This is a genomic window from Halegenticoccus soli (assembly GCF_002844195.1).
Classification (GTDB): Archaea; Halobacteriota; Halobacteria; order Halobacteriales; family Haloferacaceae; genus Halegenticoccus; species Halegenticoccus soli.
Map to the genome: position 1 here is coordinate 97,402 of NZ_PEND01000008.1, position 26,399 is coordinate 123,800.

26 protein-coding genes, 1 tRNA gene and 3 pseudogenes are annotated in these 26,399 nt (G+C 61.1%); 18 read left to right on the forward strand and 12 right to left on the reverse strand.

Annotated features, from left to right (window positions below; genetic code table 11):
- Positions 1 to 87 precede the first annotated feature (87 nt).
- From CNO20_RS19880 to merB (CNO20_RS19920), 10 genes and pseudogenes are all read left to right on the forward strand, one after another.
- Positions 88 to 1,254 carry a helix-turn-helix transcriptional regulator gene (locus tag CNO20_RS19880; protein ID WP_101297957.1) on the forward strand — a complete coding sequence of 389 codons (1,167 nt, stop codon included), beginning with the start codon at positions 88 to 90 and terminating at the stop codon, positions 1,252 to 1,254.
- A 114-nt stretch (positions 1,255 to 1,368) separates the two neighbouring features.
- A complete protein-coding gene (locus CNO20_RS19885; protein WP_101297958.1) occupies positions 1,369 to 1,746 on the forward strand; it encodes a DUF8062 family protein in 378 nt (125 codons plus the stop codon).
- 321 nt (positions 1,747 to 2,067) lie between these two features.
- Positions 2,068 to 2,142, forward strand: a tRNA-Glu gene (locus CNO20_RS19890).
- A 220-nt stretch (positions 2,143 to 2,362) separates the two neighbouring features.
- Positions 2,363 to 3,488: pseudogene (locus CNO20_RS24450) on the forward strand (tyrosine-type recombinase/integrase).
- Positions 3,489 to 3,562: 74 nt separating this feature from the next.
- Complete coding sequence (locus CNO20_RS22765) at positions 3,563 to 3,748, forward strand: hypothetical protein (protein WP_143423302.1); 186 nt, start codon at positions 3,563 to 3,565, stop codon at positions 3,746 to 3,748.
- Positions 3,749 to 3,945: 197 nt separating this feature from the next.
- Positions 3,946 to 4,152 carry a hypothetical protein gene (locus CNO20_RS23975; RefSeq protein WP_101297959.1) on the forward strand — a complete coding sequence of 69 codons (207 nt, stop codon included), beginning with the start codon at positions 3,946 to 3,948 and terminating at the stop codon, positions 4,150 to 4,152.
- 93 nt (positions 4,153 to 4,245) lie between these two features.
- The gene (locus CNO20_RS19905) at positions 4,246 to 4,887 is read left to right on the forward strand and encodes a helix-turn-helix domain-containing protein (protein ID WP_101297960.1); all 642 of its coding nucleotides are present in this window, start codon (positions 4,246 to 4,248) and stop codon (positions 4,885 to 4,887) included.
- Positions 4,888 to 5,872: 985 nt separating this feature from the next.
- A complete protein-coding gene (locus CNO20_RS19910; RefSeq protein WP_158237456.1) occupies positions 5,873 to 6,913 on the forward strand; it encodes an outer membrane protein assembly factor BamB family protein in 1,041 nt (346 codons plus the stop codon).
- Positions 6,914 to 7,175: 262 nt separating this feature from the next.
- Positions 7,176 to 7,505 carry a hypothetical protein gene (locus CNO20_RS19915; RefSeq protein WP_101297962.1) on the forward strand — a complete coding sequence of 110 codons (330 nt, stop codon included), beginning with the start codon at positions 7,176 to 7,178 and terminating at the stop codon, positions 7,503 to 7,505.
- Positions 7,506 to 7,853: 348 nt separating this feature from the next.
- Entirely contained in the window at positions 7,854 to 8,480 is a 627-nt protein-coding gene (gene merB, locus CNO20_RS19920; protein WP_101297963.1) for an organomercurial lyase, read from the forward strand.
- Positions 8,481 to 8,518: 38 nt separating this feature from the next.
- On the opposite strand, the gene merB (CNO20_RS19925) is transcribed toward merB (CNO20_RS19920), so the two are convergent.
- The 3 genes from merB (CNO20_RS19925) to CNO20_RS19935 all read right to left on the reverse strand — a co-directional run bounded on the left by merB (CNO20_RS19925) (position 8,519) and on the right by CNO20_RS19935 (position 11,659).
- Positions 8,519 to 9,139: an organomercurial lyase gene (gene merB / locus CNO20_RS19925; protein WP_101297964.1), complete on the reverse strand. Its 621-nt coding sequence runs from the start codon at positions 9,137 to 9,139 to the stop codon at positions 8,519 to 8,521.
- A 111-nt stretch (positions 9,140 to 9,250) separates the two neighbouring features.
- Positions 9,251 to 10,543 carry an MFS transporter gene (locus CNO20_RS19930; RefSeq protein WP_101297965.1) on the reverse strand — a complete coding sequence of 431 codons (1,293 nt, stop codon included), beginning with the start codon at positions 10,541 to 10,543 and terminating at the stop codon, positions 9,251 to 9,253.
- A gap of 3 nt (positions 10,544 to 10,546) precedes the next feature.
- Positions 10,547 to 11,659 (reverse strand): MBL fold metallo-hydrolase, encoded by a 1,113-nt coding sequence (locus CNO20_RS19935; RefSeq protein WP_101297966.1) that lies wholly within the window; start codon positions 11,657 to 11,659, stop codon positions 10,547 to 10,549.
- A 174-nt stretch (positions 11,660 to 11,833) separates the two neighbouring features.
- On the opposite strand from CNO20_RS19935, the gene merB (CNO20_RS19940) reads away from it, so the two are divergent.
- Both merB (CNO20_RS19940) and CNO20_RS22770 read left to right on the forward strand, forming a co-directional pair.
- Positions 11,834 to 12,481 (forward strand): organomercurial lyase, encoded by a 648-nt coding sequence (gene merB, locus CNO20_RS19940; RefSeq protein WP_101297967.1) that lies wholly within the window; start codon positions 11,834 to 11,836, stop codon positions 12,479 to 12,481.
- 92 nt (positions 12,482 to 12,573) lie between these two features.
- The gene (locus tag CNO20_RS22770; RefSeq protein WP_143423303.1) at positions 12,574 to 13,185 is read left to right on the forward strand and encodes a hypothetical protein; all 612 of its coding nucleotides are present in this window, start codon (positions 12,574 to 12,576) and stop codon (positions 13,183 to 13,185) included.
- 120 nt (positions 13,186 to 13,305) lie between these two features.
- Here the strand turns inward: CNO20_RS22770 and CNO20_RS19945 are convergent, their stop codons facing one another.
- On the reverse strand, positions 13,306 to 13,950 hold the full coding sequence (locus CNO20_RS19945) for a tyrosine-type recombinase/integrase (protein WP_233204266.1): 645 nt from the start codon (positions 13,948 to 13,950) through the stop codon (positions 13,306 to 13,308).
- 52 nt (positions 13,951 to 14,002) lie between these two features.
- On the opposite strand from CNO20_RS19945, the gene CNO20_RS19950 reads away from it, so the two are divergent.
- The 4 genes and pseudogenes from CNO20_RS19950 to CNO20_RS24455 form a co-directional block, all read left to right on the forward strand.
- On the forward strand, positions 14,003 to 14,311 hold the full coding sequence (locus tag CNO20_RS19950; protein WP_101297969.1) for a hypothetical protein: 309 nt from the start codon (positions 14,003 to 14,005) through the stop codon (positions 14,309 to 14,311).
- A 387-nt stretch (positions 14,312 to 14,698) separates the two neighbouring features.
- Complete coding sequence (locus CNO20_RS19955; protein ID WP_101297970.1) at positions 14,699 to 15,802, forward strand: hypothetical protein; 1,104 nt, start codon at positions 14,699 to 14,701, stop codon at positions 15,800 to 15,802.
- A 1,344-nt stretch (positions 15,803 to 17,146) separates the two neighbouring features.
- Positions 17,147 to 17,290: a hypothetical protein gene (locus CNO20_RS23535; protein WP_199174939.1), complete on the forward strand. Its 144-nt coding sequence runs from the start codon at positions 17,147 to 17,149 to the stop codon at positions 17,288 to 17,290.
- Positions 17,289 to 17,516: pseudogene (locus CNO20_RS24455) on the forward strand (hypothetical protein); the annotation flags it as partial. The gene CNO20_RS23535 and the pseudogene CNO20_RS24455, both read left to right, overlap by 2 nt.
- 19 nt (positions 17,517 to 17,535) lie before the next feature.
- Here the strand turns inward: CNO20_RS24455 and CNO20_RS24460 are convergent.
- From CNO20_RS24460 to CNO20_RS19990, 5 genes and pseudogenes are all read right to left on the reverse strand, one after another.
- Positions 17,536 to 17,736: pseudogene (locus CNO20_RS24460) on the reverse strand (hypothetical protein); the annotation flags it as partial.
- A gap of 474 nt (positions 17,737 to 18,210) precedes the next feature.
- A complete protein-coding gene (locus tag CNO20_RS19975; RefSeq protein ID WP_101297971.1) occupies positions 18,211 to 19,146 on the reverse strand; it encodes a nucleoside hydrolase in 936 nt (311 codons plus the stop codon).
- Positions 19,147 to 19,207: 61 nt separating this feature from the next.
- Complete coding sequence (locus tag CNO20_RS19980; protein WP_101297972.1) at positions 19,208 to 21,055, reverse strand: ABC transporter ATP-binding protein; 1,848 nt, start codon at positions 21,053 to 21,055, stop codon at positions 19,208 to 19,210.
- A complete protein-coding gene (locus CNO20_RS19985) occupies positions 21,046 to 21,822 on the reverse strand; it encodes an energy-coupling factor transporter transmembrane component T family protein (protein WP_199174940.1) in 777 nt (258 codons plus the stop codon). The genes CNO20_RS19980 and CNO20_RS19985 overlap by 10 nt, the downstream gene beginning before the upstream one ends.
- Before the next feature lie 73 nt (positions 21,823 to 21,895).
- Positions 21,896 to 22,534, reverse strand: a complete 639-nt coding sequence (locus CNO20_RS19990) for an ECF transporter S component (RefSeq protein WP_101297973.1) — start codon at positions 22,532 to 22,534, stop codon at positions 21,896 to 21,898.
- Between the two features lie 142 nt (positions 22,535 to 22,676).
- Between CNO20_RS19990 and CNO20_RS19995 the strand changes: the two genes are divergently transcribed.
- Positions 22,677 to 22,850, forward strand: a complete 174-nt coding sequence (locus CNO20_RS19995) for a XapX domain-containing protein (RefSeq protein ID WP_101297974.1) — start codon at positions 22,677 to 22,679, stop codon at positions 22,848 to 22,850.
- Positions 22,851 to 22,944: 94 nt separating this feature from the next.
- Here CNO20_RS19995 and CNO20_RS20000 read toward each other — a convergent pair whose 3' ends face one another.
- The 3 genes from CNO20_RS20000 to CNO20_RS20010 form a co-directional block, all read right to left on the reverse strand.
- A complete protein-coding gene (locus tag CNO20_RS20000) occupies positions 22,945 to 23,400 on the reverse strand; it encodes a universal stress protein (RefSeq protein ID WP_101297975.1) in 456 nt (151 codons plus the stop codon).
- A gap of 35 nt (positions 23,401 to 23,435) precedes the next feature.
- Complete coding sequence (locus tag CNO20_RS20005) at positions 23,436 to 24,380, reverse strand: nucleoside hydrolase (protein WP_101297976.1); 945 nt, start codon at positions 24,378 to 24,380, stop codon at positions 23,436 to 23,438.
- A gap of 125 nt (positions 24,381 to 24,505) precedes the next feature.
- A complete protein-coding gene (locus CNO20_RS20010) occupies positions 24,506 to 25,327 on the reverse strand; it encodes an NAD-dependent epimerase/dehydratase family protein (RefSeq protein ID WP_101297977.1) in 822 nt (273 codons plus the stop codon).
- Between the two features lie 300 nt (positions 25,328 to 25,627).
- On the opposite strand from CNO20_RS20010, the gene CNO20_RS20015 reads away from it, so the two are divergent.
- A complete protein-coding gene (locus tag CNO20_RS20015; RefSeq protein ID WP_158237458.1) occupies positions 25,628 to 26,347 on the forward strand; it encodes an MBL fold metallo-hydrolase in 720 nt (239 codons plus the stop codon).
- Positions 26,348 to 26,399 lie beyond the last annotated feature (52 nt).

Consider the following 26,399-nt stretch of genomic DNA (forward strand, 5'->3'; position numbering starts at 1 on the left):
GCCGGCGCACCGAGTGCGACTCGGTGACTGTTCGCATCCGAAGCCGTGTCAAAAACTCTTTTGCTCCGCCCGAAGTTTATCAGGTCGATGGAAAAACCGGGCGCGTTCGCTGTGGTTTTGCTCCTCACGGCGCTGTGCGCCGTCTCGCCCGCCGTCGCGGGGGTCGGCGCGCCCGCCGATAGTCACGTCCATCAGGACGCGAATCCGAACTACGCGCAGGAGTCGTTCGATCGTGATCGGGTCGTCCTCGTCGTCTACGAGAACCAGTCTGCGAGGTGGACGTTCCACTACGAACGAACGCTCTCCAACGAAAGCGACAGAGCGGACTTCGAGGCGTTCGCAGAGGAGTTCAACAACGGGGAGACCGAGCTGTACTCGGGTTTCCGGACCGACGCGCAGAAGCTCGTCCGCGACGGCGGAAACGTGACCGGACGGGAGATGGAGGCGACGAACTTCTCCCGGCGGGCGTACACCGAAAGCAGCCTCGGAAACGAGATCGGCGTCGTCGAGATGTCGTTCACGTGGACGAACTTCGCCGAACGCGAAAACGAGAGCGTCGTCATGGGCGACGTGTTCGAAGGCGGGCTGTACATCAGCCCGCGCCAGTCGCTCGTCGTCCGACCCGGACCGGAGCTCGTGTTCGAATCGGTCGAGCCCAACGCGACGCAGTCGAACACCACGTCGCTCCGCGACAGCGACTCGGTGACGTGGAAGGGCGAGATGGAGTTCACGGACAACCGCCCGCGCGTCGTGTTCGTCCCCAACGAGTCCGGGGTGAGCGCGCAGCCGACGGCGACGGAGACGCGGACGGACGGACTCATGGAGGAGCAGCCGTCCGATTCGGGCGCGGGGATGTGGCTCGTCGGCGTCCTCGTGATCGTGCTCGGCGGCGTCGCCGCGGCGTTCTGGTACGGGAAGAACTCGGGCGACGGCGCGGCGGCGGTCGGCGACGAGCCGCGGTACCCGCCGGACGACGGCGGCTCCGCGCCGTCGGCGACCGAACCGGCGGTCCCCGACACGGAACTGCTCTCCGACGAGGACCGGGTGATCTCGCTGCTCCGCGACCGGGGCGGCCGGATGAAGCAGGTGAAGATCGTCGAGGAGACCGGGTGGTCCAAATCGAAGGTGAGCATGCTCCTCTCCGACATGGAGGAGGAGGGGCTCATCTCGAAGCTCCGCGTCGGCCGCGAGAACGTGATCAGCCTGCGCGGACACGAACCCGAGGCGGCCGGATCGCCGTTCGACGACGAGTAGGTCTTCGACGCGGAGCGACCGTTCGACGGCGAACGGACCGCTTCCCTTCCCGTCCGCGCCGCGTTCGAGCGCGACAGAGCCACGTTGAAAAGCGTAGACCTGCAATCGGAACACGTGTCCGAGCATCCCGACGACGAAACCGATTCCGATCCGTTTCCGCCCCCGAACGGCGAGATCGACGATACGCCGATCGTCTCGTGTACGACGTGCGGGCGGGAGTGGGACGTCTCCTACGAACTCGACGAACTGGGGGTCGGAAACCAGGCGCTCGAACAGTTCGCGCTCGACCACAAGCGCCACACGGGGCACTATCCCGACGACGTGACGACGTGGCGGGCGGACTGTCTGCGCTGCCCCGAGGAGGTAGAGCGACTGTCGGGAGACGCCGCGCGCCGGTGGGCCAGGACGCACGCGCGGCACACCCGCCACGCGGTCGAGATCCGCCACTCGACCGACGGCGAACCGACGGTCGTCGAGCCGGAGGATCAGTAACGCGTCGATCGCGAATTTCGCCTCCGAATCGGTTTTCGCGCCTTAGGCGGTGGATAGTAAGGTAGGACGAGCGCCTACGTGACGGCGGGGACGACGGATCCTGGTCATGGGGGATCCCTCGTTCGGCCTGCGTAGGGGCAGGCCGCGTCCGCCGCGATTTTACGGAGGTCGGTACCGACGAGCGGCGTCCGCGTCTTCGGCTCCGTCTCCGTCGATCTGATCGGCGGTTTTCGACCGCCCGCGTGCGAATTTCTCCCAGATCACGATCCAAAACGGAACTGTTTTACGTGGTTCGGGGATAGCTTGGGGTGCAGCAAGCCCGCTCCGGTAGTGTAGTCCGGCCAATCATATTGCCCTCTCGAGGCAATGACCGGGGTTCAAATCCCCGCCGGAGCACTCCTACCCCTTCTCCTGCTGGTAGTTATCGCCCGCAAACGGAGATGCAATAAACAAATGTTCACGGGCTATCCGACTCAGAAGGCCGGTCGAAGTCGCCGCCATCTGGCGATTAGCCGAAAAACGCCGGCAAGTGGACTCGAACGGAAAAATCAACCGCCGTCTCGCGATCGTGAAACACCCGGGGCAAGCAACCGGGCCGTCCAGCGGGGGTCAGGCGATGAAAAACGCCGAAGAGGCAACGAACCCCCTCGAAGGGATCTCGGTCGTCCCCGAACCATCAGAAGCGGTCCTCAATCAACGCCAGCTCATCGACTACCGCTCCCAGCGCGAGCAGTGCCTGGAGTGGCTGCTCACGTTCGGCAAAGAACCCGAGCGCGCAGAGGGATACGCGTACATGACGGTCAAGAACCGCAGCCATCGGATGGACGCGTTCTACCGGTGGGTGTGGGAGGAGTACGGTGGCTATACGGCCAACATCGCACGAGCACGGGGACGCCTGGCTGCAACACCTCGCCCGCCAGGAGAAGAGCAACGCGCATAAAGCGAACGGCCGGAAGGCGGCCCGAATGCTGTTCAAGTGGCGCGAACACCAGCACGGACTCGACGAATGGAAGCCGCAGATCTCGTTCGCCACACGCGACAAGACCACCGCTCCGCGAGACTACCTGACGCGCGAAGAACGGACCGCTATTCGAGAGGCAGCGCTCGAATACGGGACCGTTCCTGCGTACGCGAACCTCTCACCATCGGAGCGAGACCGCTGGAAGGCGTACCTGGCCCAGCGATTCGAGAAACCGAAGTCGAAGGTCTCACCGGAAGACTGGGAGAAGGCGAACGGCTGGAAGATCCCGAGTCTCGTGTGGGTGAGTCTCGACGCTGACCTGCGTCCAATTGAAGTTGAGCGTGCAGTGACAAGCTGAGTCGATCTCGAAAACGGGGTGCTGCGCATCCCGAAGGAACAGAGTTCGAAGAACGTGGGGAACTGGATCGTCGGCATGCAGCAACGGACCGTGGACATCCTCGAACGCTGGTTGAATCAGCGTGCGGCCTACGAGAAGTACGAGGACACGGACAGGCTGTGGCTGACGCGACAGGCAAATCCGTACCAGACTGCGTCGTTGCGATACGTCCTGCACCGGCTCTGCGAGCTTGCAGACATCTCGACCGAGAACCGGCAGATGAGTTGGTACGCGATCAGGCACTCGACGGGTACCTATATGACCCGTGAGGAGGACCTCGCGGCCGCACAGACCCAGCTCCGACACCACAGTCCAGAGACGACGATGAAATACGACCAGACGCCTGTCGAAGATCGGCGTAACGCACTGGACCGTATGGGGTGACGACGATGCGAAAAACGGTCACGACTGTCGAACCGACACGCGTTCGCTCTCGCCTCGTCGACGGGCAAGTGTCCATGGAGGTTGACACGGAGGATGTCCGGCTGCACGTTCAACAAGCCGGTGAGACAACCAAGAGCGTTGAGTCAGAGGGTGGAACAGTTGTAATGGAATCGGACGGATCCATGGTAGACACCGAGGTCGAACTCGCTAGAGCAGATGTAGAAGCCCTGGTGGATGGACTAGCCGTACTACTTGAATAGACGGCGTCCAACTGGTCCAGGTTTCCTTCAGAACTCTAGGCCATCCTATGAGATAATACGGGATAAATAGCGTGTTCCCTATGCTGGGATCTTCTTGATAGGATCGGGTTGTTGAAGACAGAGACAGACTCTATCTTGGTGCATCCCAGAAGTAGACGGAGGACAACGTTTTCGTTCATCAGCCAGGAATAGTGTGTATGGCCACGAGAGTAGAGACCCCTGACGCCGACGAAGTTTGTGCGTATTGCAGTTCCCGCGTTTTCGACCACGATCCAATCTGTGTCCGTGACTGTACCGCTGACTGTGGTTCGCCGACATATTTCTGTAACTACGCCTGTCTGTCGGCGTATATCGACGAGAACGAACTGAGCTACGGTAACGCTTGTAAGTGGTCGCCCGAGTAGCTCATTACCCTCGGATTTTCCATTTAGACTAGCCGTCCACCCCCAATACACTGGGCACAATGATTTACTCGCAAGCCTCCCTACCAGCCAAGTATGCGTGAGGCTGTTTTGTCCGTGAGCGACGATGAACTCGCCGCGTTGGGAATACAGGATCTCGTTGCCCTCTGCCGGTCGGCCGGCCTCAGAGACTTCGAAGAACTTGAGTGCCAACCGACGGGAGCAGTCATCCGCATCGAAGTCGAATCCAGGCTCGATGAGGACCGACTCCAAGCAATGGACTACGTGAACTGGTGGGAACGGGTGACATCGTCGGACGATTCACAGCAGTACATCCTCTCATTCACTGCACCGAATCTTTCGGAGACTATCTCGGATCATGCTGACGACTTAGTCGGCACCTGTAACCCAGAGATGACGGATCAAGGAGCAACCCTCTCTATTGTCGGTCCCCACGATGCAATTAGCGGGACACTTGACGAATACCGGTCATCGGGGATGTCCCCTCGTCTTCGGAGAATCACCTCGTACAATGGGACAGAGCGACCGCTGGACAGACTCACTGATAGACAGCAGGAGGTGATTCAAACCGCCTACAATATGGGATTTTACGAAGTCCCCCGAGAGACGTCAACAGAAGACGTCGCTGCTACACTGGACATCGATCCGTCAACGGTCGCAGAGCATCTACAACGTGCGGAACGGAACTTGTTATCCCGATTCCTCGATACCGAATAGAGATCAAGTACGTTCCACCTCCCATCATAAACCGAACGACGAAGAACACAGCAAATCAGCTCAAGCCTGCTGATTCTCTGCCGAGCCGGGTGATTCGTCTCATTAATCCAGTGTAGAGCAGCCATCTCCAAACTGAGGATAACCATTATTGCATTGCAGTCTATCGCCAGCAGACTGTCGCAGTGATCACTGTAGTGGGCCGAAGCTGAATAAGACGAAATGAATGTCAGTGGCCCCGGCGGTGGTCATATCACGGATGACACAGCCAACCATCGTGGCTAGCGCGAACGTCAACTATTGGCAGAGGGTAGATGCTGCCGATACTGCCGTGAAAACCACCGTTGAACGGGAAGCACGCGTACTTAGGACGGTCTACGTTACGGGCCCATCGGTCGAGTTCAAGGCTTCTGGATCACCCCAAAACCGTTCGTCCCGATGGAGGACCCACTGGGGATCAGAACTGGGCTCCTTCAGGCAAGTCATAGCCAGCTAGTGTCACTGTTTGTTATGATTTCAGAAGGGTTCAACAGAGTCCGTTTCGACTCAGCGTTATGGGATACTCGGCGTCACCATAAACCTCCCCAGATAACTGGGAGATGGACCTTTGGTGGTACCGGAGGTATGACCGAACAGAATGGATCCCGATACTGAGGGAGGGGAGCAACGATTCCTCCATTATCGGTCTTGGTGGAGTAAGGTATGCGGTTGGCCGGTGCTAAAAATAGACGGCCTACCGAAAGTTCGGCACAGAGCAAGCAGGTATCGGTTGCTTCTGTGAACGGACTACTGAGTAGGTTCACAAAACCCATACATAATCGTCCACGACTATTTATCTAGAATGCCCTCCGACACGTCATCCCCGCCGACACGCCGTGCGTTCCTCGCGGCCTGCGGAGCAATCACGCTTTCTGGGTGTACAGGTGTCTTCGCACAGAGCAGATCGTCCCCACCGGTTGAGTGTTCTCCGACGGAGTCATCCTGGCCGATGTACGGATACGACGCCGCTCACAGGAGCTATGTACCGTCTCGGGGGCTCCCGCCGGCAACTGCTGATGCGCATCGATTCTCCCAGACCGGCACGAGCCGAAACGGAGGTGGGAGTACCGAGGCCCCGCCCGCTATCGGCGATGGGGTCGCCTACATCGCGGGTGACGTCCGGATTGAGGCCCGTGACATCGAGACGGAAGAGCGCCTCTGGGAGATCGATCCCGAAGATAGCGTCGCTACCAGTCCCGTCCTCGCCTGCGGGGTTGTCTACGTAACGACACTCAATGAAACGCTCGCACTCGATCCAACTGACGGATCCGTGGTATGGCGAGCGGAGGGTGGCGCACCCGGTGACGTGTCTGCCTCGCCTGTTGCCGTTGACGATCGACTCTACGTTGCGACGGGAGGCGTGGCCGCGCTCGATGCTGAAACCGGGAGCGAACGCTGGCACGCGAGTACTGAGCACGTTGTCCAGGGTGTCGCCGTGGATGATCGCGTCTACGTCGGTGCGGCAAGCAACGGGAGCGGCGAAGTCGCCGCCTTCACGATTGATGGCGACCGCTGGTGGCGAACCACCGAACCCGGACAGGTGTACACCACGCCTGTCGTCACCGAGAACACAGTGTATGCGGTTTCGAAGACCGGGACGGTGACGGCGCTCGCCGCGACTGATGGGCACGTTCGGTGGCAGGAGAGCGTCGAACCTGGCGTCTTCCAGCCGCCGGCACTCGCCAATGACCGAATCGTGGTGGGAGCAGGCAACGGCACCCAGACGATAGCGCTCGACGCGACGACCGGTGAGCGCCTGTGGACGTACGAGACAGGCGTCAGTAAGAGCGCGCCGGTCGTAGTCGGTGACCGGGTGCTCGCCACGGGGGCGAACACTGGAATTTACCTGCTGGACGCCGCGACCGGTGATCGCGTCCGGCACTGGGCCACCGAGAACGTGGGATCGCAGCCAGTAGTCGCTTACGAGCGGCTGTTTTACCGGGCGTGGAACGTTTCAGACGTGTTCGTAATCAAGGACACCCCGGCCTAGAGTCACAGTCTGTTTTGACTCAACGTTGTGAGATCCGCGGCGTCACCATAAATCCTCTCAGGTGACTGGGAGATAGACCTTCGGTAGTACCGGAGATGTGACCGAACGTAATGGAGCCCGATACTGAGGGAGCGGAGCAGCGAGTTCTCCGGCATCAGTTTTTGTGGAGTAAGGTGTGCTATTGGCCGGTGGTAGAAATAGACGGCCTACCGAAAGTTCGGTACAAAGAAACTACGTAACCAGTTTAGCAATAGACAACAATATGAATCGGCGACGGTTCCTCGTTATCGCTGGAGGCGCATCCCTCTCTGCCCTCTCCGGTTGTCTCAGCAATCCGGGGGTGAATGGTGGATTGTTGGAAGTACTGTCCGCCGAGGTGCCACCTCAGGCTAAGGTCACCGACGCGACCGACGAACGGATCGGCGACATCGAGCCAATACAAACTGGGCTTCAGCAGGCCCAGCAATACGGCACGGCGAACGTCGACGTGACCGACGACGAGTATGAGATGGTAGCGCAGACGCTGTCGGTCCTCCCATGGTATTCCCGACTCGAACGTGACTCTGACTACATTTCGGGAATCTACATCTAATATGAAGACGCCGCGTACGTAGTCGTCCTCACACCGTACTGTACCGACTCGTGGCTTTGGGACGCGCACAGTGAACGCGGTGACTACGGATGGGGAGGGTGTATCGACCTGCGAGAACAGAAGTAATGGCAGAATCATAGCCCTCATTCGAGGGTAATCAGAAAGTGCCACAACGATTCTCCCCGACCTACGGGGAATACTCAGTCCACAGTCCGAGCGGATCGAGGGGAGAAGTAGGATGACAACCCGTGATACAGTCTCTGCCGACAACTAAACCAATTCAAGTTAAACCTCCCCAGTAAGGTGGGGGATAGACAATTCGAAAGGAATACTGTATCCCGATGTGCGATGGATTCCGAATCAGAGCACTCTGCGAGACGAACGAAACTCCCGACTGACTTCGCTAAGCATGCAGCTGCCGCGACTGGTATCGACGCTCTCCCAACGACGTTGGAGGAGTGGTGGTCGGTAGTTCTCGACCAGTACCAAGCAAACGACCTCACGATAGGACTTGATGATTTGTACAGTGAGACTCCGACTTGCCACGAAGTCCACGTGAACGGCTGCGTCCGGTACACGCACTGTGCTCTGGACGCTCTGGAGGCGGCAGTGATAGTCGAACAGGATGAGGTGACTGTCCGGTCAGTTGATCCAGTGTCGGGGACTCCTGTGACGTTCGCGGTGGACGACGACGGCGTAACGGTATCGCCCGAGGAGGTGCTGGTCTGTTTCGGAGCGAACCTGGATCCAGACGCTATCGAGGCTGCGGGGTCACTCGCTGCGTGGTCCGTGCAAGACGACAAGACCGAAATCAAGAGTGGAGTCTGCCAGTACACCAATGCCTTCGAGAGCGAGGTGACCTACGAACAGTGGGCAACGGAAACAGATAGCGTAACTGCACCGGTACCGCCGGCCAATGTTATGCCGTTACTACGTAAGCTGCCGTACGACAGTGACGACTCGGCTAGTAGTTAGCTGTCGAAGCAGGGCCCAGTGAAGGAGAGTCTACCTCTTCACTTTCCCACGTGGGTACGAGCTGCTTGCTTTGAAAGGGAGAACGCCTTCTCGACGGAAAGCTCCACCAGGGCTGCCTCCGAAATTTCTGCCGCCCATCGTTCGAACGACGCGGAGTCCGGGAAGGCGTTGGTCACCGCACAAGTGGTTGGAATCGGTGCATCTGGAGCATTGAGCGTGTCCTTGACCGAATCAAAGTCAGGGTTCGTCGATTCCTTGATACCGAGTCCGAACGAAATGACGGCACTCGTCGGGACCACGGTGACGCCGTCTTCGGTGACGCGGAAGCGAATTGTCACACCGGCTTCGGGAGATTCCGAGTAGATTTCGACTGTGTCGTCTTCGTGGAGCAACGCCACGATCAGCGCGTCCATCACGCAGGGGACGTACTTGACTGTGCCATCGATGTGTACCGCGTGTCGCGTCGGCTCGGGCTGATACATGTCTTCGGGCGTGATTGTTACTCCGGCCTCGTTCAGCCGATCCGTAACGGCACTGTGTCCCGCTTCGAGGGATTCAGGTCGCTCGTCGAGGCTGCCAGCGCGACGGAAGGCTTCGGCCAGGTCTGACGGCAGGTCAGTTCGGTCAGCGAATCTGGTTTCCCTGTTTGAGTTCACCATATGAGACCGAGACGAACTGGATTAGGAGAACTGTTATCCCCATCGTGTGGGGATGGCTTTTCTACTGTCGTACGTTTTGTATCGACAAGCGTGTTCGAAATCGGAGTGGAGTCAGTCTTCGAGCACTGTCCGAGTCGGTGATTTTGGGGTTGGGACCGGTGGTTCGTGTGTGCCGAAGTCGGGATGCGTCTCTTCCATCCATGCGTAAACGATTGTACCGGAAGTGAACATCAGGATTGATGTGAGATAGAAGGCGGCCTCGGTGTGGACGATCTCCATCGTGAGCCCAATCAGGATTGCGCCGACGGCGTAGCCGGCGTCACGCCACATCCGGTAAACGCCCATACCTGCCGACCGCCATGTCGGATGCGCCGCATCGCTAGGAACGGTCATCAGGTTCGGGTACAGTAATGCCATGCCCAGCCCTGAAGTGGCTGCTACAATCGTCCACGAGAAGTATCCTTCGACGAAAACCATTCCGAGCACACCGCCTCCCGCGAGGAACATCCCCACGAGTACTGGAGGACGACGACCGATCTGATCAGCAAGGCCGCCGGTCACAATCTGGAGGAAGTACATCGCAGTATGCACGCCGACGACGATACCGACTGCTGTGATGTCGAGTCCCTGGCTCGTGAGGTACAACGGTACTGCGATCCAGAATAACGTGTCCACGAAGTTCTCGACGTGGCCGGCCTGCGCTGCGGCGAACAGCGTCCTGTCGCCATAGGTCGCTCGCTTCAGAACCTCAGTGAAGGGAAGATCGGCATCGTAGTGATCACCATCGCTTTCGGCTTGGGCGTACTGGACGGTCTCCTTGATGAGGAAGATCGAGATGAGGAACGCCAGCAGGACGACCGCTGCAAGGAAGTAGAACGGTTCGGGCCGGTAACTCTGAGTCTGGCCAGCGATGAGACCCGTAACCCATGCGCCAACGGCGACGCCGGTGTAGCCGAATGCTTCGTCGATGCCGACTGCGAGCCCACGCTGGTCGGGGCCTGCGAGGTCGATCTTGGCGTTGATCGCCATACTCCAGGTCAAGGCTTGGTTGATTCCCAGCAGAATGTTCCCGAGAGTGATCCATCCCCAACTGGGAGCGAAGATGAGGATAATCGGAAGCGGTAGTGCGGTTGCCCACCCGAGGATGAGCACTGGCTTGCGGCCGTACTCCTCGCCCCACTTGCCGGCGTAGAGGTTGAGCAGCGACTTGACGAATCCGAACGAGACGACGAACGACCCGATAACGAGGAACGACTCGACGCCGAGCACTTCTTCTCCCAGAACGGGGACGACGGTGCGTTCGGACCCGATAGTCAACCCGGTGGCGAACACTAAGAGGACGTGCAGTGAGAACTGCCCGAGGTGTTCGCGGATCCCTCGTTTGAGGTCCGTGGGTTCGCTCATAGGTCACTCAGCAGCGCAGTTATTCGGTCCTAATTCCAGGTCAGCCAATTCGTCGGTGGGAACGGATTCCTGCCCCACGTTTACTCGCTTGACGCGCTCGAAGTTCGGCGGGTGGTCTGGGAGATCTGACGCGAGTTTCTGGACGAATTCCTCGCGGTCACGTCCCAGATCGGCGTTCCGCTCTCTGAGTTCACCGAGCGTCGCGGTAACTGGCGGTTCTGGTGAGCCAGGGTCGTGTGCTGGCAGCACAACGGTGTCGTCCGGCCGGTCGAGCAACCGCTGGAGGCTCTCGTAGAGCGTCTCCGCGTTCTGTTCGACGTCGGTGTCTTCGATTCCGGATTCGACGCCGAGTTCGACCCGTCCCACGCTCTCGTGGAAGAGTGTATCACCCGTGAGCAGCGCTGCACCGTCGATATCGAACGAGACGCTTCCTTCGCTGTGACCAGGGGTGTGGATGACCTCGATGTCGAGCCGACCGACAGAGATGGTCTGTCCATCCGCAACAGGTATTGCATCTATAGCGAGCGCATCCTTCGAATGAAGGTGGTAGGGAATGCCGTGACAGTCGGCGAGTTCCGCCGCCCCAGACACGTGGTCAGCGTGGGCATGTGTATCGAAGACGCCGACGAGTTCGGCGTCGTACTCGTCGATGATTTCCTCATACTCGGAAAGATACTGTGACGGGTCGAAGACAGCAGCTTCCCCATCCGAGACGAGGACGTGGGAGAGACATCCTTTCCCGGGACGGGTGACTTGCACGAGCGTCCCCTGGAATCCTGTCTTGATCGGGGCACTCCGGTGGACACGGCTCCATCCGTTCATCCCGTCAACGAGCGTTTTCGCATCGTAGCCCAACGTCTGGAGACGCTCCGTCGCTTTTCGAGAGATGACGCCAGCCGCGCAGACTGTGACTATCTCGTTCTCGTCCGGCACGTCCGACAGAGCACGGTCAGCGTTCGCTGGGTTCTCCTTCAGTTCATCGTAGACGGGAACATTTTCGCTTCCGGGAATGTGCCAGTCTTCGAACTCGTCCTCGTTCCGAATATCGAGAACGAAGAGTATCTCGTCGGCAGCCTGGAGTCGCGTACTTAATTTATCGGGCGTGATTTCGGACATACCATCCGTAACTTGTCGTATTCGTCCGAATTCGTGATCCCCACCACACTGGGGCCCCTTATACTGGCGGTCTCTACTGTCCCGACGGAGTGTTTTGGCCGCTCATGACCATGGATAAACGCTCCCAACTAGTGGGGGGGCACATCAATTGACGGCCGGGTGCTGACTCCAGCCATGACAGACGAGCCATGTCCATGTTGTGGTAACGTTGATGAACTGGCTTCCGAAATCGAAACGTCTGCGGGTCAGTGGATTAGAGAAGAATCCGTTCTCGACACGGAACTTCCCCGGGGCATGCGAGTGGCTCTCGGCCGGTTCCTCGGATCGGATTCAATTGAAACGTTGGGCGAGTGGGCCTGTGAAGTACGTCAACACGTCGGTGGATCAATTAGTGTCGAGGAACTGTGTCTATCCAGCGAACAGACGGAACACTGGGGGATAGTAGACGGTGACCAATACTATTTCGCGTGCTTCTACGACGCGGTGATACTAGCAGCCCTATCGGATCAACCGGTCGATATTCACACTGTAAGCCCAGCTGGAGACACTATCGAGGCCCACGCAATCGGGAGCAGTGAACTTACAGTTGCACCAGAAGAAGCTATTTTCTCGTTCGGTATCGAGAAAACCGTAGAACCATCATCAGACGATAGCCCAACCCTGGAACAAGGATACGCCTCGATCTGTCCATACGTCAAAGCATTTCCTAATTTCGCAGCGTATGAACGATGGGCGAAGCGTGTCCCGGCAACCACCGTCGCTATGCCGCTCGCTGGAGCGACAGAACTCGCGGCTGAACTGGTGAGAAGAGCACCCGAGTAACCGTCAAGATAAATCCACCCAGCAGATTCGGCACAGTCTGCTTGCTCTTTCGACAGTACCGTTGATTTGATGACGACTATACCAATCAAGCGTTGGCACTACTCGAACAGCGGAATGCATCGGCATTTCTAGTGACTAGTGTGCTGATTCTCGCCAGCCTCGTCGTTCCAGTCGGCCTCGAACCGCTCACTGACTTGTCGTGGGTGTCGGGACTTGTGCTGATTGCTCTGGCCGTCGTATCGGTTGCAGCTGGTCTGGTCGGATTATACCCGCGGGTGAATAATCGAACTCCAAAATTAGCACTGGCTGGTGTGGGGGCTGCGACAGTGGCAGGAGTTGCAGCTCTTGGACTTGTTGGACTCACCGGTGTTGCCGTCTGGAACGAGTTCGATTTCGGCCTGATCGTAGCTAATCCGATGCGTGTATTCATGCTGGTCGGATTGTTGATAGCTGGTGGATTTTCTTTGAGTCTTCTCCTATTTGGGGCGGCAGTCTGGAAAACAGAATCGTCCTCACGAACGGTTGGTGGACTACTCATTGTAGGAGGCGGAGCACTGCTCGCCCCAGTAGCCGTTGAACTCCTTGGCCTGCTGTTTGAGGTAAACGCCCCTGCATGGTTACTCTTTCCGGTAATCGGCGGACTCGCTCTCGATACAGCAGCAGTCGGCTACAGTCTTAGAATTCAGAGAACGTCTTCTAAATAAGCTACCTGATTAAAACCATGAATATTTTGTGTGCTTTGGGAGTCCTACTGAATACGCGCCCAGTTCAGCAGCCTGGAGGAAAATAGTAATAATTGAAAGGTTGAACAAGGTAATCCAATCTCATTCACTATGGGGTTCTGTGAGGAATTGCCGCATGAACTGGTCTCTTCCTTCTGGCGTGTTCTCGATCACTGCGTCGACGTGTTTCACAGGCACAGATTGTTGGTCGGTACTTGACCGAGGTACTTTGGCCGCAGACGAGGGCGTCCTCTTTTGGCCCCCGTCCGCGTATGGGTTGAACCCGGGATCTTCTGCGGCCCGCTGAGCCGTTTCGTTGACCTTCTCAAGAGTATGACGTCGGCTTTCGATGGACGAAGTAGCGTAGAATAGCTTCATTGTCTCGATGCTTTTGTGCCGGAGTTGATCACTGGCCTGTGACAAATCCTCTTCTTCTTCGATGGATTTGCCGAGACTGTGTCTTAGCGAGTACCAGACGATTTTCCGGTCTTCGTGATCGATACCGGCCTCTTCGCAGAATCGACGGACGAGGTAACAGAGGTTTTTCGAGGTGTAGGGATTTCCGTTTCTGTTCAGCCAGAGGCGATTCGTCCCGTCATACTGTTCGTAGTGTCGTCGCTCCTGAATCCACTTACTCAACAGGTTGACCGTGTCTTCGGTGAGCGGTAACTCGGTCGTCGGTCGATCCTTCGATGCGAACTCATTCGGTATCCGGAGGAGGTTGCGTTTCGGCTTGTACCAATCCACTCGCGCCTCTTGGACCTCTATCGGTGTGATTCCCGTTTCCAACGCCTTCGTGATGAGCGAACTCCACTGGGCGATCCGCGCCTCCGTCTATGGGCACGGTATCACCGAGAGCAAGGTTGAGTTCGTCTGGGAGGGGATTAAAGAGCTGCGGGAAGTGGCCAAAGCGATAGACTATGACATTGACCTTGACTTCTCCTATGATGAGATTAGCCAACTCGTTAAATCTGAGAGAGCAAATGGAGCAGTGGCGGTGTTCCCACAGGAACAAGAGGGATTCTTTGACCGCCTCGTCTCGGATATCGATGTGCCGGAACTCGACTTCAAGATAGACCTGCCGAGTCTGTCTGAATTATTGGATTAGATGCTATGCAGCATAAGAACCGGGGAACCAAGGGTTAAAGGCGAGATTGAAGCATATTTGGTGTCAAGGCAGGCGAATGATTCAGCGACAGAGGGTCCACAGCTGTACAGGCAATTGATGTCAGTGAATAGCAGCTGGGTACTCAGCGCGTAATTCCTTTAAGTATCACTTGCAACAATATGACTATATGAAGAGAGGGACGCTCTGTCGTTCCGACGATTTCTCAAACACAACCTGTCGCTGGGACAGGTTTCTAATTCGTGCCGACAACTGCATCTCGACGATCCAACTGATTTCCGAGCCTGCAGCCTCGGCACAGATCCGATGCAAGCGCTCCAGCTCGCAACGCGCAGACACCGCTGTCCCTCTCTCACCTGAATCCTACGCATGACGAACGATGACCAGTCCACCGCATCCGGAGATGCCCCGGAGGCGGTCCAAGACATCTCGACAGGCGAACTGATCGACAACAACTACGACACCGCTCTCTCAAGCCATAACCGCGGTCCTGGCGGTGAGGGCGACCACCGCGACGAGTTTATTGATCACGGGGCGTACGACGATCCAGGCCGGATGCGCAATGACGATAGTATCGCGGCGTCCTCCACCGACAATCCGCGCGACGACGACGGCTACACGTTCTCTGCGGGCTACGAAACGAAAGCCGCGACTGGTGTCGGCAAACCCGGTGATCCGCACTACGACGAGCAACTGCAGCGCGTGAACGATGGCCGTGATGGGACAGACGGCACACTCAGCCACCGGCAGGCTGACTGGGATAAGAAGCGGATCGCGCAGGCCCTCTGCTCGGACCTCCCGATCTCAAAGCGACAACGCGAACAGGTCGTGCTCGCCATGGAACGACTTGACCTTGATCGGTTCGGCCACCAGAAGGCGATCGAACGGGTCTGCCTCGGCGTGGTCACCGTGATCGTCAACGACCAGCGCGTCGAACAGTCGGCGAATCTAGAGGACGTAACGCCGGTGACCTGGGAAGACGAGTTCAAGGAAATTGCCGCGAAGTTCGACGTCGGGATGAGCGATCTCGCCACGATCAAAGAACTGGTCCGGGAGCAGCTCGGTGAACGGCCACCGGAACCGGCGAACGCTGGCGTGAATCGGGACGTGAGCCTCCCCGAGATATCGCCGGCGGAGAGACCGGACGAGTACTGGGAACGAATGGGGCACCGATTCTGGGTTTCGTTGGCCCGGTATTGGGAGCATCGTGATGCCGAACTCAAGGCGGCAATCCCCGAGGAGAAAAAGGAACTCGTCGACCTACTGCGGCAGTGGGAGCCTTGGGAAATGCCGCAGACGGAGTCCTCGCATCCGCTCATCCAGGAGGCAACCGATCACGCTCCAGCAGATGACGCGGACGACGCGGAAACCACGTCTGACGTGACGGAGGCCGAGGATGTTTCGGAGGAGGTCCGGGCGGAAGCGGAGGCCCTAATCGAACGAATGATCGACGACGCTGCCGACTCCAGCTAGTTCTTCCGGCGAGAGTCGCGCCAACGGTCTGGAGTTGCATCGCTCGCCGACAGCCTCTGACGCGAACCCTTCCATGGTGTTCTATCTGTTCAGCATGTCTCTCCGCTGCTACCCCGTCAACCACTTGTTGAGGTGACCATTGGCCCGTGACAGTTCTGACCGCCCTCCGGCCCTTCGATTAGAGATATCTAAACTCAAATACAGATTCTACGGGTCGTTCGAGTGCCCGCTGGCTGTGAAGACTTCCCTGGTCTTTCTCGCCGGATGTCTTGTCTTCTGTGCGGCTGTCCTCTCATTCGTAGGCAGTCAGGACGCAGCGACGGTTTCGTACATAGGTGTTGCCCTAGGACTGTTTGGAAACGCAATCCCATCTAACCTCTCGATTACTGTATCCGTCTATATACAGATTGTATGGCGGAAATGGGATAGTCGGACCGGAGAAGTAGACATTCACGTTGAGACAGCAGTTGATTCCGACACTACGCAGACCGACTGAACAATGGAGGTGGAGACCCTGGTGTCGACAACGAAAAGTTGCAACTTCAGGAAAGTCTTCTTTCCTTCTTGATAAAGAGGGCGAGCACCAAACCTCTGGGTGTGGGAGGGCTCATGCTGGCTAATACGAAACAAAGGACGGTCCAATCAATGGAGTACTTAAACAGACTTCAATTGAGTAAGAAAATTCTTAATTGCGATCGTGAATCGAGAGAGTATACATAAAAATACCCGCGGCCCACAGTAACTATGACGACGATGGCAGAGAAATCTTATAAAGAGTTTAAGGACTGCTACCCCCGTTGCTTGCCCCCCTTGCCAGTTTGGGCAGTATAGCAAGCAGGACTGATAACACCCAATGAGGGAATTTGGCCGGATGGAAGTATCCCGGAGGGCAACGACGTGGGTAAAGTATATAAACACGGGTTCCGTCGACGTCCGATACGGTCGATAACAACCCTCTCAGGGAAGGGGAAAACCCGCACACGCGGGTGATTCCCAGAGGGCAGGTCTAGCCCTCTCGAGGCAATGACCGGGGTTCAAATCCCCGCCGGAGCATTCTGCGAGGAACGTCCGTGACGAGCGAATGCGACTCGCTCGCTCCAATCTCCGCGAGTCGCAGCGCGCGAACGGAGTGAGCGCGACCGTTTCGCCCCGTTCAAGTCCCCGCCGGGGCATTCCCTTCTCCCGCCGTCTGGTGATTTCGTCCGTGGCAGAAAGTCCTCCGAGCCGACGACCGGTCGCGCTCGAAAGAAGGAGCTCGGGTTCGCCGTCCTCGAGGTCCTCGACCGGTTCGGAGATCCCCCGGGCAAGCAGCTCCGCGGCTGTCTGGAGCGGGAGGTCACCGACTTGCGTCCGCGGGAGTTCGCCGACGCGCGACACCGACTGGAGACGCTCGAACTGGTCGAGGACATCGACCCCGGATACGGGTTCGTCTACGCGATCACGAACCGGGGAATCGTGGCGCTCGAAGCACACCGCCAGGCTCGCTGAAAACGGAGACTTCTCCATTCACTATCACGAGACGCAAACGGAGAGAGCGTTCGACCATCGCTGGGATCGCCATCCATCGACCCACAACGCTCGTGACCACATTCACCCGGGACCGGATGCGCCCACGCCCGGTGCTAACGCGTCGCATCCGACAGACTGGCGAGATGTGCTCTCGATGGGCCTCTCGGAAGTCGAGGAGCGACAGCGCGGTTTCTGGTCGGACTAATTTCTCTCGAACTGGTCGAGCCCGACCCGACTCGGACGTGGTTAAACGGGGCCAAGAGTGCTCTCACGCTCGGATCGATCGCCTCGCTGGCGAGCCATCGATCCGAGGAAAACTGCGTATCTGCGACGACGTAGCTATCCTCGGCGTCGTCCGGGAAGAGGCGGCGCTTCGTGTGCGCGAGAACCCGCGGTTCCGTCAAATCGCGCGCCGCGCTCGCCATGCGACGCCCGTTGAGACAGCCGGAACATGAAGGTTCGCACTCGGAGTCGAACGCGGAGGACGACCGTGTCGGCTGAGGTCGCGCGCTGAGAGCTTCGACGACGTCCGTCTGAGTAGACTCGACCGCCCGACGGAGTCGCGCGAGCTCGTCCGACAGTCTGAACATATTAAATTATATTTTTCCGCACGCGTCTCGGCGAACGTTATGGCTCGTGCCTGAAGAACAGTTTTCCCGAAATAGGGCTATAGACGGCCTCTACTGGTATGTTACGGGGAAAGGTCGAGGTTCCTGATCTCGCCCCGCCAAGAGTCAGGAAGTAGACATTTTGGAGGAGAGGGTAGAAAGCGATTAAGATGGGGCAGAACGGAAGGATAGGAAAGAAGCGTCAATACTCTTGTATTTGGCCGTCAAACACGGTTTTATCCAACTATTTCTATCACAGCTCCCGGCGGCCGGCTCGTCACGGTCCCGACCTCACGCCAGCTTTTCCAGGTTCTCCAGGACGATTTCGGGGTACGCGTCGTGATCGATTTCGAGCGCGACCCGGGCGTTGGGCTCGCGGCCGAGCACGCCGTGTTCGTCGTAGATCGTCGCGCCGTTCGACGGCCCGCCCGTCGTGTCGATCTCCACGTACGCCGCCTCGAACGTGAGCAGGCCGCCGATGACGTCGGAGACCACGACCGCGTCGCTCGCCAGGCCGCCGTCGTGGCCGAACTTGCTCTTCACCTCGTCGACGCTGAACGCCAGGATCTTCGCGATCGTCGAGAGCGGAGCCGGCTCGTCCAGCAGCCGCTCTATCTCGTCCGTTCCGACGTAGACGTGTTCGGTCACGTCGAGCCCCACGATCTTGGGGTTCGCCTCCTGTACGACCCTGCTCGCGGCGGGGGCGTCGACGTAGAAGTTGAACGACGCCTGCGGCGTGACGTTCCCGGTCGTCTTCATCGCCCCGCCCATGAGGAAGATGTTGCCGACCAGATCGGGTAACTCGGGCTCCAGGGCGATCGCCAGGGCGAGGTTGGTCGACGGTCCCACCGCGGCGATGGTGAGGTCTTCGCCGTGTTCGCGCGCCTGCTCGACGATGAACTCGACCGCGTGCGCGTCGATCGGCTCTGCCGTCGGCTCGGGGAGCTCCGCCCGCACGTCCTCGGGGAGGCCGCCGGGGCCGTGGACGTGCTCCGCGGTTTCGAGGTCGTCGGAGAGCGGACGCGCGGCGCCCGCGGCCACGGGAACGTCGGCCCGATCGACGAGTTCCAGCAGCGAGAGCGCGTTGTGCGTCGCGTTCTCCAGCGTCGTGTTGCCCATCACGGTCGTGAGTCCGACCACGTCGACGTCCTCGTTCGCCAGCGCGACGAACGTGGCGATTGCGTCGTCGTTCCCCGGGTCGACGTCCAGTAGGAGCTTCGTAGACATGCTAGCTACCTCCATAATTTTCGATCGGAGTGATAAGCGTTTCCGTGCGAGGGAAAACCGATCAGTGCGTCTGCACGTCGAGCCGGCGGTAGAGTTCGTCGAGCGAGAGCACGGGCTCCGCGAGGCCGATCGCCGTTCCGATGCGGGTGACCTGCGGCGGCCGGACGTCCGCCTCCGAGAGCGTCTCCCGGTCGCTCAGCACGGTCGCCGGATCGCCGTCCAGGAGGACGGTCCCCCGCGCGAGCGCGATGACGCGGTCCGCGTGCTCCGCGACGAAGTCCATGTCGTGGGCGATGACGACGACGAGCTTTCCGTCCTTGACCAGCGCCTCGACGATGTCGCCGAGCAGGTCGTGACCGGGGGCATCCTGCCCGCCGGTCGGTTCGTCGAGGACGACGATCGGCGTGTCCATCGCGACGACCGACGCGACCGCGACCCGCTTTCGCCACGGATCGCCCAGGTCGTACGGGTTCTTCTCCCGCACATCGGTCAGCCCGGCGCGCTCGATCGCCCGCTCGGTCAGCTCGTCGATCACGTCCTCGGAGTAGCCCATGTTCCTCGGGCCGTATCGGACCTCCTCCTCGACGGTGCTGTGAAAGAGCTGATCGTCGGGGTTCTGGAAGCTCAGGCCGACGCGGCGCGAGAGCTGCGCGACGCGCTGCTCGGTCGTGTCGACGCCCTGGATCGCGACGCGCCCCTCGGTCGGCTTGAGCAGCCCGTTGAGGTGCTTGACGAGCGTCGACTTGCCCGCGCCGTTCTGGCCGACGAGACAGACGCACCCGTCGTCGAGGGAGAACGAAACCCCCCGGAGCGCGTGGACGCCGCCCTCGTACGTGTGGTGGAGGTCGTCGAGGACCACCTCCCCGCGCGCCTCGACGCGCCCGTTCGCGTCGTCGGAGCGACACGCGGAATCCGCCGCGGAATCGGTGACTGGTGCGGTCGAGGCGGAGTCGACGGCCGACTGGGGAGACGCCGCGTCGTTGGGCGACGTTGCGCCTGGGGACGGAGGGACGTCGTCGTCGACGGCGGAGGCGACCCCTCGGTCGGACGCGGTCTCGACGACGCCGGACAGCTCCTCGGCGCACTCTTCGAGCGTCAACGGGAGCGGCTCGGCCGCGGGGATCCGGCCGCTTTCGCGCAGCCGGTACCCGATGCGGACGGGCGGGGGGACGAGGACGGGGAGGTCGTCCGCCTCGGCGGTCCCGAGGACGTCGCGGGGCGGGCCGTCGAGGGCGATCCGCCCCCCGTCGAACACCGCCAGTCGGTCGAGGTGGGGCGCCAGTCGTTCCAGGTCCTGGCTGACGAAGACGACCGTGTACCCCTCGCGGTTCATCTGGGCGACGACCTCCATGACCTCCTCGGTCCCTTCGGGGTCGAGCTGGGCGGTCGGCTGTTGCAGGACGAGGATTCGCGGCCGCATCGCGACGACGGACGCGATCGCCACCCGCTGGGACTGACCGCCCGAAAGCTGCATCGGATCGCGGTCGGCCAGCCCCTCGACGCCGATGGTCGCGAGGGCGTCGCGGGCCCGCCGCTTCATCTCTTCTCGGGAGTCGACCAGGGTTTCGAGCCCGAACGCGACCTCCTCCAGCACGGTCGAGGTCGCACCGGTCAGCTGATTGTACGGGTTTTCGAACACGAAGCCGACATCGGTTGCGAGGTCGCCGATCGATCTGGCTCGGGTGTCGACGCCGTCGATCCGCACGGTTCCGTCGAACTCGCCCTGGTAGAAGTGGGGTATCTGTCCGGCGAGCGTCCGGCAGAACGTCGACTTGCCCGCTCCGCTCACGCCCGTGATTCCGACGAACTCGCCCTCCTCGATGGAGTAGCTCACCCCGCGGAGCGCCCGCTCGTCGCCCGGCTGCGTGCTGTACCGAAACGAGACGTCGTCGACGTCGATCAGAGCCATCGGAAGACCCTCCACGCGCCCGCGCCGATCACCGCGAGGACCGAGGCCCACCGCAGCGCGCGCTCGCCCGCCGGATCGGCGACCTCGTAGAGGAACACCCGGGGGGTGCGTCGGTTGAACCCGCGGGCGTTGAGCGCGAGCGCTCGCGTGTTGGCCACGATGAGCGTGCCAATGAGCAGCGGCGCCAACAGTGCGACGAGCGACTTCGAACGCGTTCTGATGTCCGCCTCGCGGTCGAGTCCGCGCGCCTGCTGGGCGTCGGCGATCGCCTCGGCGCGCGCCTGAATCTGGGGGATGATCTGCAGCGACGCGATGAACACGTACGCCAGCTGCGGCGGAACGCCCTTCTCCATGAGCGCGATCCGCAGCTTCTGAGGCTGGCTGGTGGTCGCCATCAGCAGGAACGAGAGCACCAGCACCAGAACCCGAAAGAAGATCAAAAGCGTCTCCGCGACGCCCGCCTCCCAGAGCGTCACCGGTCCGACGACGAAAAACGGCGCGTCGTGGTTGGCCGGGTTCAGGATCCCCTGAATGACGAGCAACAGCGCGCCGAACGGAACCATCGCCAGTCCGACGAGTCGGAGCACGATCCCCGAGACGCCCGCCACGGCGACGCCGACGAACAGGGCGAGCGAGATCGCCAGCGCGAACCGATAGTTCGGAACGAGGAACACGAGGATTGAGACGGCGGCGGCGACCACCAGCTTCGTGACGGGGTTGAGGCGGTGAACGACGCTCTCGCCCGGCTTGTAAATCGACGTGTTCACGTCACCGCCCTCCGTCGCGGGCGCGGAAGCCCGCCGTCTTGATCCGGATCGGGATCGAGTTCATGCGTCGGGTCTACTTCTGCGACGAGTATATCTGTTGCCCCTGTGGGGGAAGGTAGCGCGGCGGCACGGCCTTGCCGATGAAGTAGGCGATGAACGTGGTCGCGCCCTTGTCGAAGAACTCCACGAGGAACTGCGCGGTCAGCGCCGACTCCACCAGCGCCCGGCCGGACGCCACCAGCACGCCGGTCACGAGGCTCGGGCCGGCGCCGGTGACGCCGCCGAAGACGACCACGACGATCGGCGTCGCGATGAGCGTCGCGACGATCCAGATGACGAGCGCGGAGACGAGCACGCGCTTCACGTCGTCGAACCATCCCCGTCGGGCCAGCACCCCCGCGACCAGGCCGATCGCGACCGGCACGGGAAGAAATGCCAGCTGCTGGGGGCTTCCGAGCATCGCGCTGACGAAGTTACTCAGCGCGCCGGTCAGCGCCGCCGCCCACGGGCCGGCCATGATCGCCAGCAGCACGGTCCCGATGTTGTCCATGAACAGCGGGAGCTTGAGCAGGTTGACGATGAAGCCGCCGACGGCGTTGAGACCGATGCCGATCGGGATCAACACCCAGGTGGTGGTCGTGAAATCGTCACCGATCCGCGATACGAACGATCGATCACTTCCCGTCTCGTGGCCTGTCGAAGACTCTGCCATTTGTTATCACGACTTACCCCACAGACTACGGTTACTTAACTTTTGCTCTGCGAGCCGGCCGAGCCGGCTCGGTCGAATCGGGGCGACGGCGAACGAACCGATCAGGGTGAATAATTAGTACCCCGGAACGAAGAGGTCACGTATGGACGCGGCAACAGTCGGACTCGCGCTCGCTACCGGGCTGATCACGGGTGCAGTATTCAGGTTTCTGGAGGTACCGATACCGGCGCCGCCGAACCTCGCCGGCGTGATGGGGATCGTCGGAATCTATCTCGGGTACAAACTCGTCGAAGCGCTGCTGACGGCGACCGGGTGACGCCGACCAAGCGGCCGTGCACGGACGCCGGCGACCGCGCACAGACACCGACGACCGTGCACGCACCCCGGCGACCGGTTGCTCCGTCGGCCGGTCACTCCGCCGTCGAGACGGTGACGTATCCGTCGAAGTTCAGCACGACCGACTGCGTCGTGTCGCCGAAGATGGCTTTGCCGGTCGGCGAGCGTCGCCTCCCGGGGATGAAGACGTGGTCGCAGTCGTGGCCGTCGGCGACTTCGATGATCCGGTCCGACGGGCGGCTCGTCTCCACGACGTCCCAGACGACGCGATACGGGACGGTCAGATCGCCCAGCGCTCGTTCGCTCACCCGTTCTGCGAACAGCCGGACGGTTTCCGCGTCGCTTCGGGGCGGCCGCGTCCCGGCGTCGCCGAGCGCGGCCCGCATTTCGTCGACGGCGTCCGCGTCATCTCCGCCGAGGACGAGCGCGAGCACGACGAGTTCCGCGCCGACGCCCTGCGCGAGCGACCCCGCCTCGCGGAGCAGGTCGGCGGCGGGGGACGTATCGATCACAACGAGTGCACGATCCATGGTGCGGGTAGCGCTCGCACCTGTGTTAAAGGTTGTCAGCGGTCCTCCGCCGCGTTGATGCTGTCGACGACGACGTCCCGACACCGCTCGACGTCCACTTCGAGGGCGACCTCGCAGTTCGGTTCGCGATCGAGCACGCCGTGTTCGTCGTAGATCGTCGCGCCGTTCGACGGCCCGCCCGTCGTGTCGACCTCGACGTACGCCTCCTCGAAGCCGAGCACCTCGTCGTCGAGAACGCCCGCGAGCACGACCGAATCGCTCACGATCGATCCGTCGAACCCGTGGGTGCTGTCGGGACCCTGCGCTTTGAAATCAAGGACGTCCGCGACGACGCGCTGGAAGTCGCTCCCCTCGCGGAGTCCGTCCGCGACCGAGGTCGGCAGGTACGCCGGTTCGGTCACGTCGAGGCCGACCACCTTCGGCGACCCCCGTTCGATCACGCGGGCGGCCGAGGCGGCGTCGACGTAGAAGTTGAACGACGCCTGCGGCGTGACGTTCCCGGTCGTCTTCATCGCCCCACCCATCTGGTACACGTCGGCGACCGTGTCGGGCAGCGCGGGTTCGATCGCCATCGCCAGCGCGACGTTCGTCTGCGGGCCGACCGCGGCGATGGTGAGGTCCTCGCCGTGTTCGCGCGCCTGTTCCAGGATAAATTCGACCGCGTGCGCCTTGATCGGCTCCGTGTTCGGCTCCGGGAGCGCCTCGCGGACCGACTCGGGCATGCCGCCCGGCCCGTGGACGTACTCGGCCATGACGAGCGAGTCGGCGAACGGCTCCCCGGCCCCCCGGGCGACCGGAACGTCAGTGCGGTCCACCCATTCGAGCAGCGCGAGCGCGTTCCAGGTGGTGTTCTCGACGGTCGTGTTACCCATCACGGTCGTGAGCCCGACGACGTCGACGGCGTCGTTGCCGAGCGCCATCAGGATCGCGAGCGCGTCGTCCAGCCCCGGATCGACGTCCAGGAGGAGTTTGCGAGTCATACTCAACCGGGTGAACGCTTGGGTCAGTGGGCGATAAAATTTTGCATCGAATCGAGGTGGGCGCGGCGGCCCGCCCGACTCTCGGGGATCGGCCTACTCGACGAGTGACCCGCCCAGGAGGTGACCTACTCGGGGGGTGAGTCCCACTCCTCGCCGTTGTCCTGCGGCTCGTAGCCGATGACCTCCCGCGCGTGGTCGATGTCGAACCAGCGCCGGTCGTTGGCGCTGACGCCGTAGAAGACGTCGAACTCGACGCTGTCGTCGCGCAGACACCGGTCGACCATCTGGGCGAGATCGCGGCGCGACTGCCACATCGCCTTCATCCGGGCGACCATCTCGTCGTACTCATCGCTGCCGCGCTCCCACGTACCCTCGTCCACGCCGAGTTCCGCGTCGCCGTAGGGGTGGTCGTACTCCTCGTGGCGCACGCTGCAGATGCGCAGCGCGTAGAACCGCTTCGGGAACTCGAAGTTCTCGACGTAGTAGCGGCCCAAGTCCTCGTCGTAGGCCTTCGACGCGCCGTAGTACGAGTCGGGGCGGTGCGGCGCGTCTTCGTCGACGGTGAGCCCGAAGTCGGGGTAGTAAATGTCGGGGGCGTTCTCGACCTCGTACATCCCGACGACGTGGTTGGTCGACCCGAAGACGAACCGCTCCACCTCGGCGTCCTTGGCGGCCTCCAACACGTTGTACATCCCCCGGATGTTGTTGTCGAGGGTCTGCTCGAACGTGCCGTCGGTCTCGGGGTAGCCCGCCAGGTGGACGACCGCGTCCGCGCCGTCGAAGGCGGGCCGGATGGCATCGTAGTCGGCGACATCGGCCACGAACGTCTCGTACTCGTCCCTGTCGGAGCGGTTCAGGTAGGTGTAGTCGTACTCGTCGCGCTCGGCGAGATGGTCGATGATCGCGGTGCCGACTCTGCCGAACGCGCCCGTCAGGAGCACATTCATGAGTGAGAGTCACGGTCCCCCTACAAAAACGTTCAGGGTGTGACCGTGTGTTCAAATGAAACGCGTGAAGTCGCCGGCGACGGTGAGACCGCCTCGAAAGCCCCCGAGCCGAGAGGCCGGCTCCTTTCAGTCCCACCCGGTCGAGGCCGATTCGCCCGCGACTGCGTCGCTGAACACTGCCGCGATCGCGGGTACTCGCGGTATCCGCGCGTCCATAGCGGCGGTAGATGGTGAACGGCGACGACGGTGTTCGTTCGCGGCGGCAGTAGATTCATGTCGCAGGCCGGAGAGTCGAGAACGATGACACGCCAACTCACGCTGGAGTACTACGGCCTCTCGTCGTTCTGCATCGAGCACGGGGAGACGCGGATCCTGGTCGACCCGTGGATCGAAGCGCCCGACTGGTCGAACCGGGCGGTCGAGGAGTTCGCGGACGTCGATTACGTCTTCGTGACCCACGGTGCCTACGACCACCTCGGCGACGCCCGCGCCGTCGCGGCGCTGTCGGGCGCACCCGTGATCACCGAACCGGCGGTCGCGGACCACCTCGTCGCGGAGGGACTTTCGAACGAACAGGTCCGGAAGGTGATCTGGGGGAACGCGCTCGACGAAGGGGAGTTCGGCGTGCGGGTGCTCGAAACCCGCCACCTCTCGTACTTCGAGACGGCCGCCGGCCACCGGTCCGGCCTCCCGCTCGGCTTTCACTTCGAGTTCGACGGGGCGAGCCTGTACTACGTCGGCGACACGTCGATCTTCCGGGACCTCGAACTGTTCGTCGAACTCAACGAACCCGACGTCGTGTTGCTCCCCGTCGGGAGCGCGCCCGGCGATCTCGCGCCCATGCCCCCGCGCGACGCGGCCGTCGCCGCCTCGTGGTTCGATGTCGAGACGATCGTCCCCGTCCACTACGTCCCCGGGAGCGACGAACTCGACGAGTTCGAACGCCGGCTTCGAGCCGCGTCGCCGGAGGCGGGCGACGCCGTCGTCGCGCTCGACGTGGACGACCGGTTCGAGCTGTAGCCGCGCCGGGGTCCGTCGGGCCGCGGGGAACCGCGGATCGACGGGAGCCCGC

Coding starts and splice junctions, on each gene's coding strand:
- CNO20_RS19880 (WP_101297957.1), top strand. CDS start 88: ATGGAAAAACCGGGCGCGTTCGCTGTGGTTTTGCTCCTCACGGCGCTG.
- CNO20_RS22765 (WP_143423302.1), top strand. CDS start 3,563: ATGGAGGTTGACACGGAGGATGTCCGGCTGCACGTTCAACAAGCCGGT.
- CNO20_RS23975 (WP_101297959.1), top strand. CDS start 3,946: ATGGCCACGAGAGTAGAGACCCCTGACGCCGACGAAGTTTGTGCGTAT.
- CNO20_RS19905 (WP_101297960.1), top strand. CDS start 4,246: ATGCGTGAGGCTGTTTTGTCCGTGAGCGACGATGAACTCGCCGCGTTG.
- CNO20_RS19910 (WP_158237456.1), top strand. CDS start 5,873: ATGTACGGATACGACGCCGCTCACAGGAGCTATGTACCGTCTCGGGGG.
- CNO20_RS19915 (WP_101297962.1), top strand. CDS start 7,176: ATGAATCGGCGACGGTTCCTCGTTATCGCTGGAGGCGCATCCCTCTCT.
- merB (WP_101297963.1), top strand. CDS start 7,854: ATGGATTCCGAATCAGAGCACTCTGCGAGACGAACGAAACTCCCGACT.
- merB (WP_101297964.1), bottom strand. CDS start 9,139: ATGGTGAACTCAAACAGGGAAACCAGATTCGCTGACCGAACTGACCTG.
- CNO20_RS19930 (WP_101297965.1), bottom strand. CDS start 10,543: ATGAGCGAACCCACGGACCTCAAACGAGGGATCCGCGAACACCTCGGG.
- CNO20_RS19935 (WP_101297966.1), bottom strand. CDS start 11,659: ATGTCCGAAATCACGCCCGATAAATTAAGTACGCGACTCCAGGCTGCC.
- merB (WP_101297967.1), top strand. CDS start 11,834: ATGACAGACGAGCCATGTCCATGTTGTGGTAACGTTGATGAACTGGCT.
- CNO20_RS19950 (WP_101297969.1), top strand. CDS start 14,003: ATGAGCGAACTCCACTGGGCGATCCGCGCCTCCGTCTATGGGCACGGT.
- CNO20_RS19955 (WP_101297970.1), top strand. CDS start 14,699: ATGACGAACGATGACCAGTCCACCGCATCCGGAGATGCCCCGGAGGCG.
- CNO20_RS19975 (WP_101297971.1), bottom strand. CDS start 19,146: ATGTCTACGAAGCTCCTACTGGACGTCGACCCGGGGAACGACGACGCA.
- CNO20_RS19980 (WP_101297972.1), bottom strand. CDS start 21,055: ATGGCTCTGATCGACGTCGACGACGTCTCGTTTCGGTACAGCACGCAG.
- CNO20_RS19990 (WP_101297973.1), bottom strand. CDS start 22,534: ATGGCAGAGTCTTCGACAGGCCACGAGACGGGAAGTGATCGATCGTTC.
- CNO20_RS19995 (WP_101297974.1), top strand. CDS start 22,677: ATGGACGCGGCAACAGTCGGACTCGCGCTCGCTACCGGGCTGATCACG.
- CNO20_RS20000 (WP_101297975.1), bottom strand. CDS start 23,400: ATGGATCGTGCACTCGTTGTGATCGATACGTCCCCCGCCGCCGACCTG.
- CNO20_RS20005 (WP_101297976.1), bottom strand. CDS start 24,380: ATGACTCGCAAACTCCTCCTGGACGTCGATCCGGGGCTGGACGACGCG.
- CNO20_RS20010 (WP_101297977.1), bottom strand. CDS start 25,327: ATGAATGTGCTCCTGACGGGCGCGTTCGGCAGAGTCGGCACCGCGATC.
- CNO20_RS20015 (WP_158237458.1), top strand. CDS start 25,628: ATGACACGCCAACTCACGCTGGAGTACTACGGCCTCTCGTCGTTCTGC.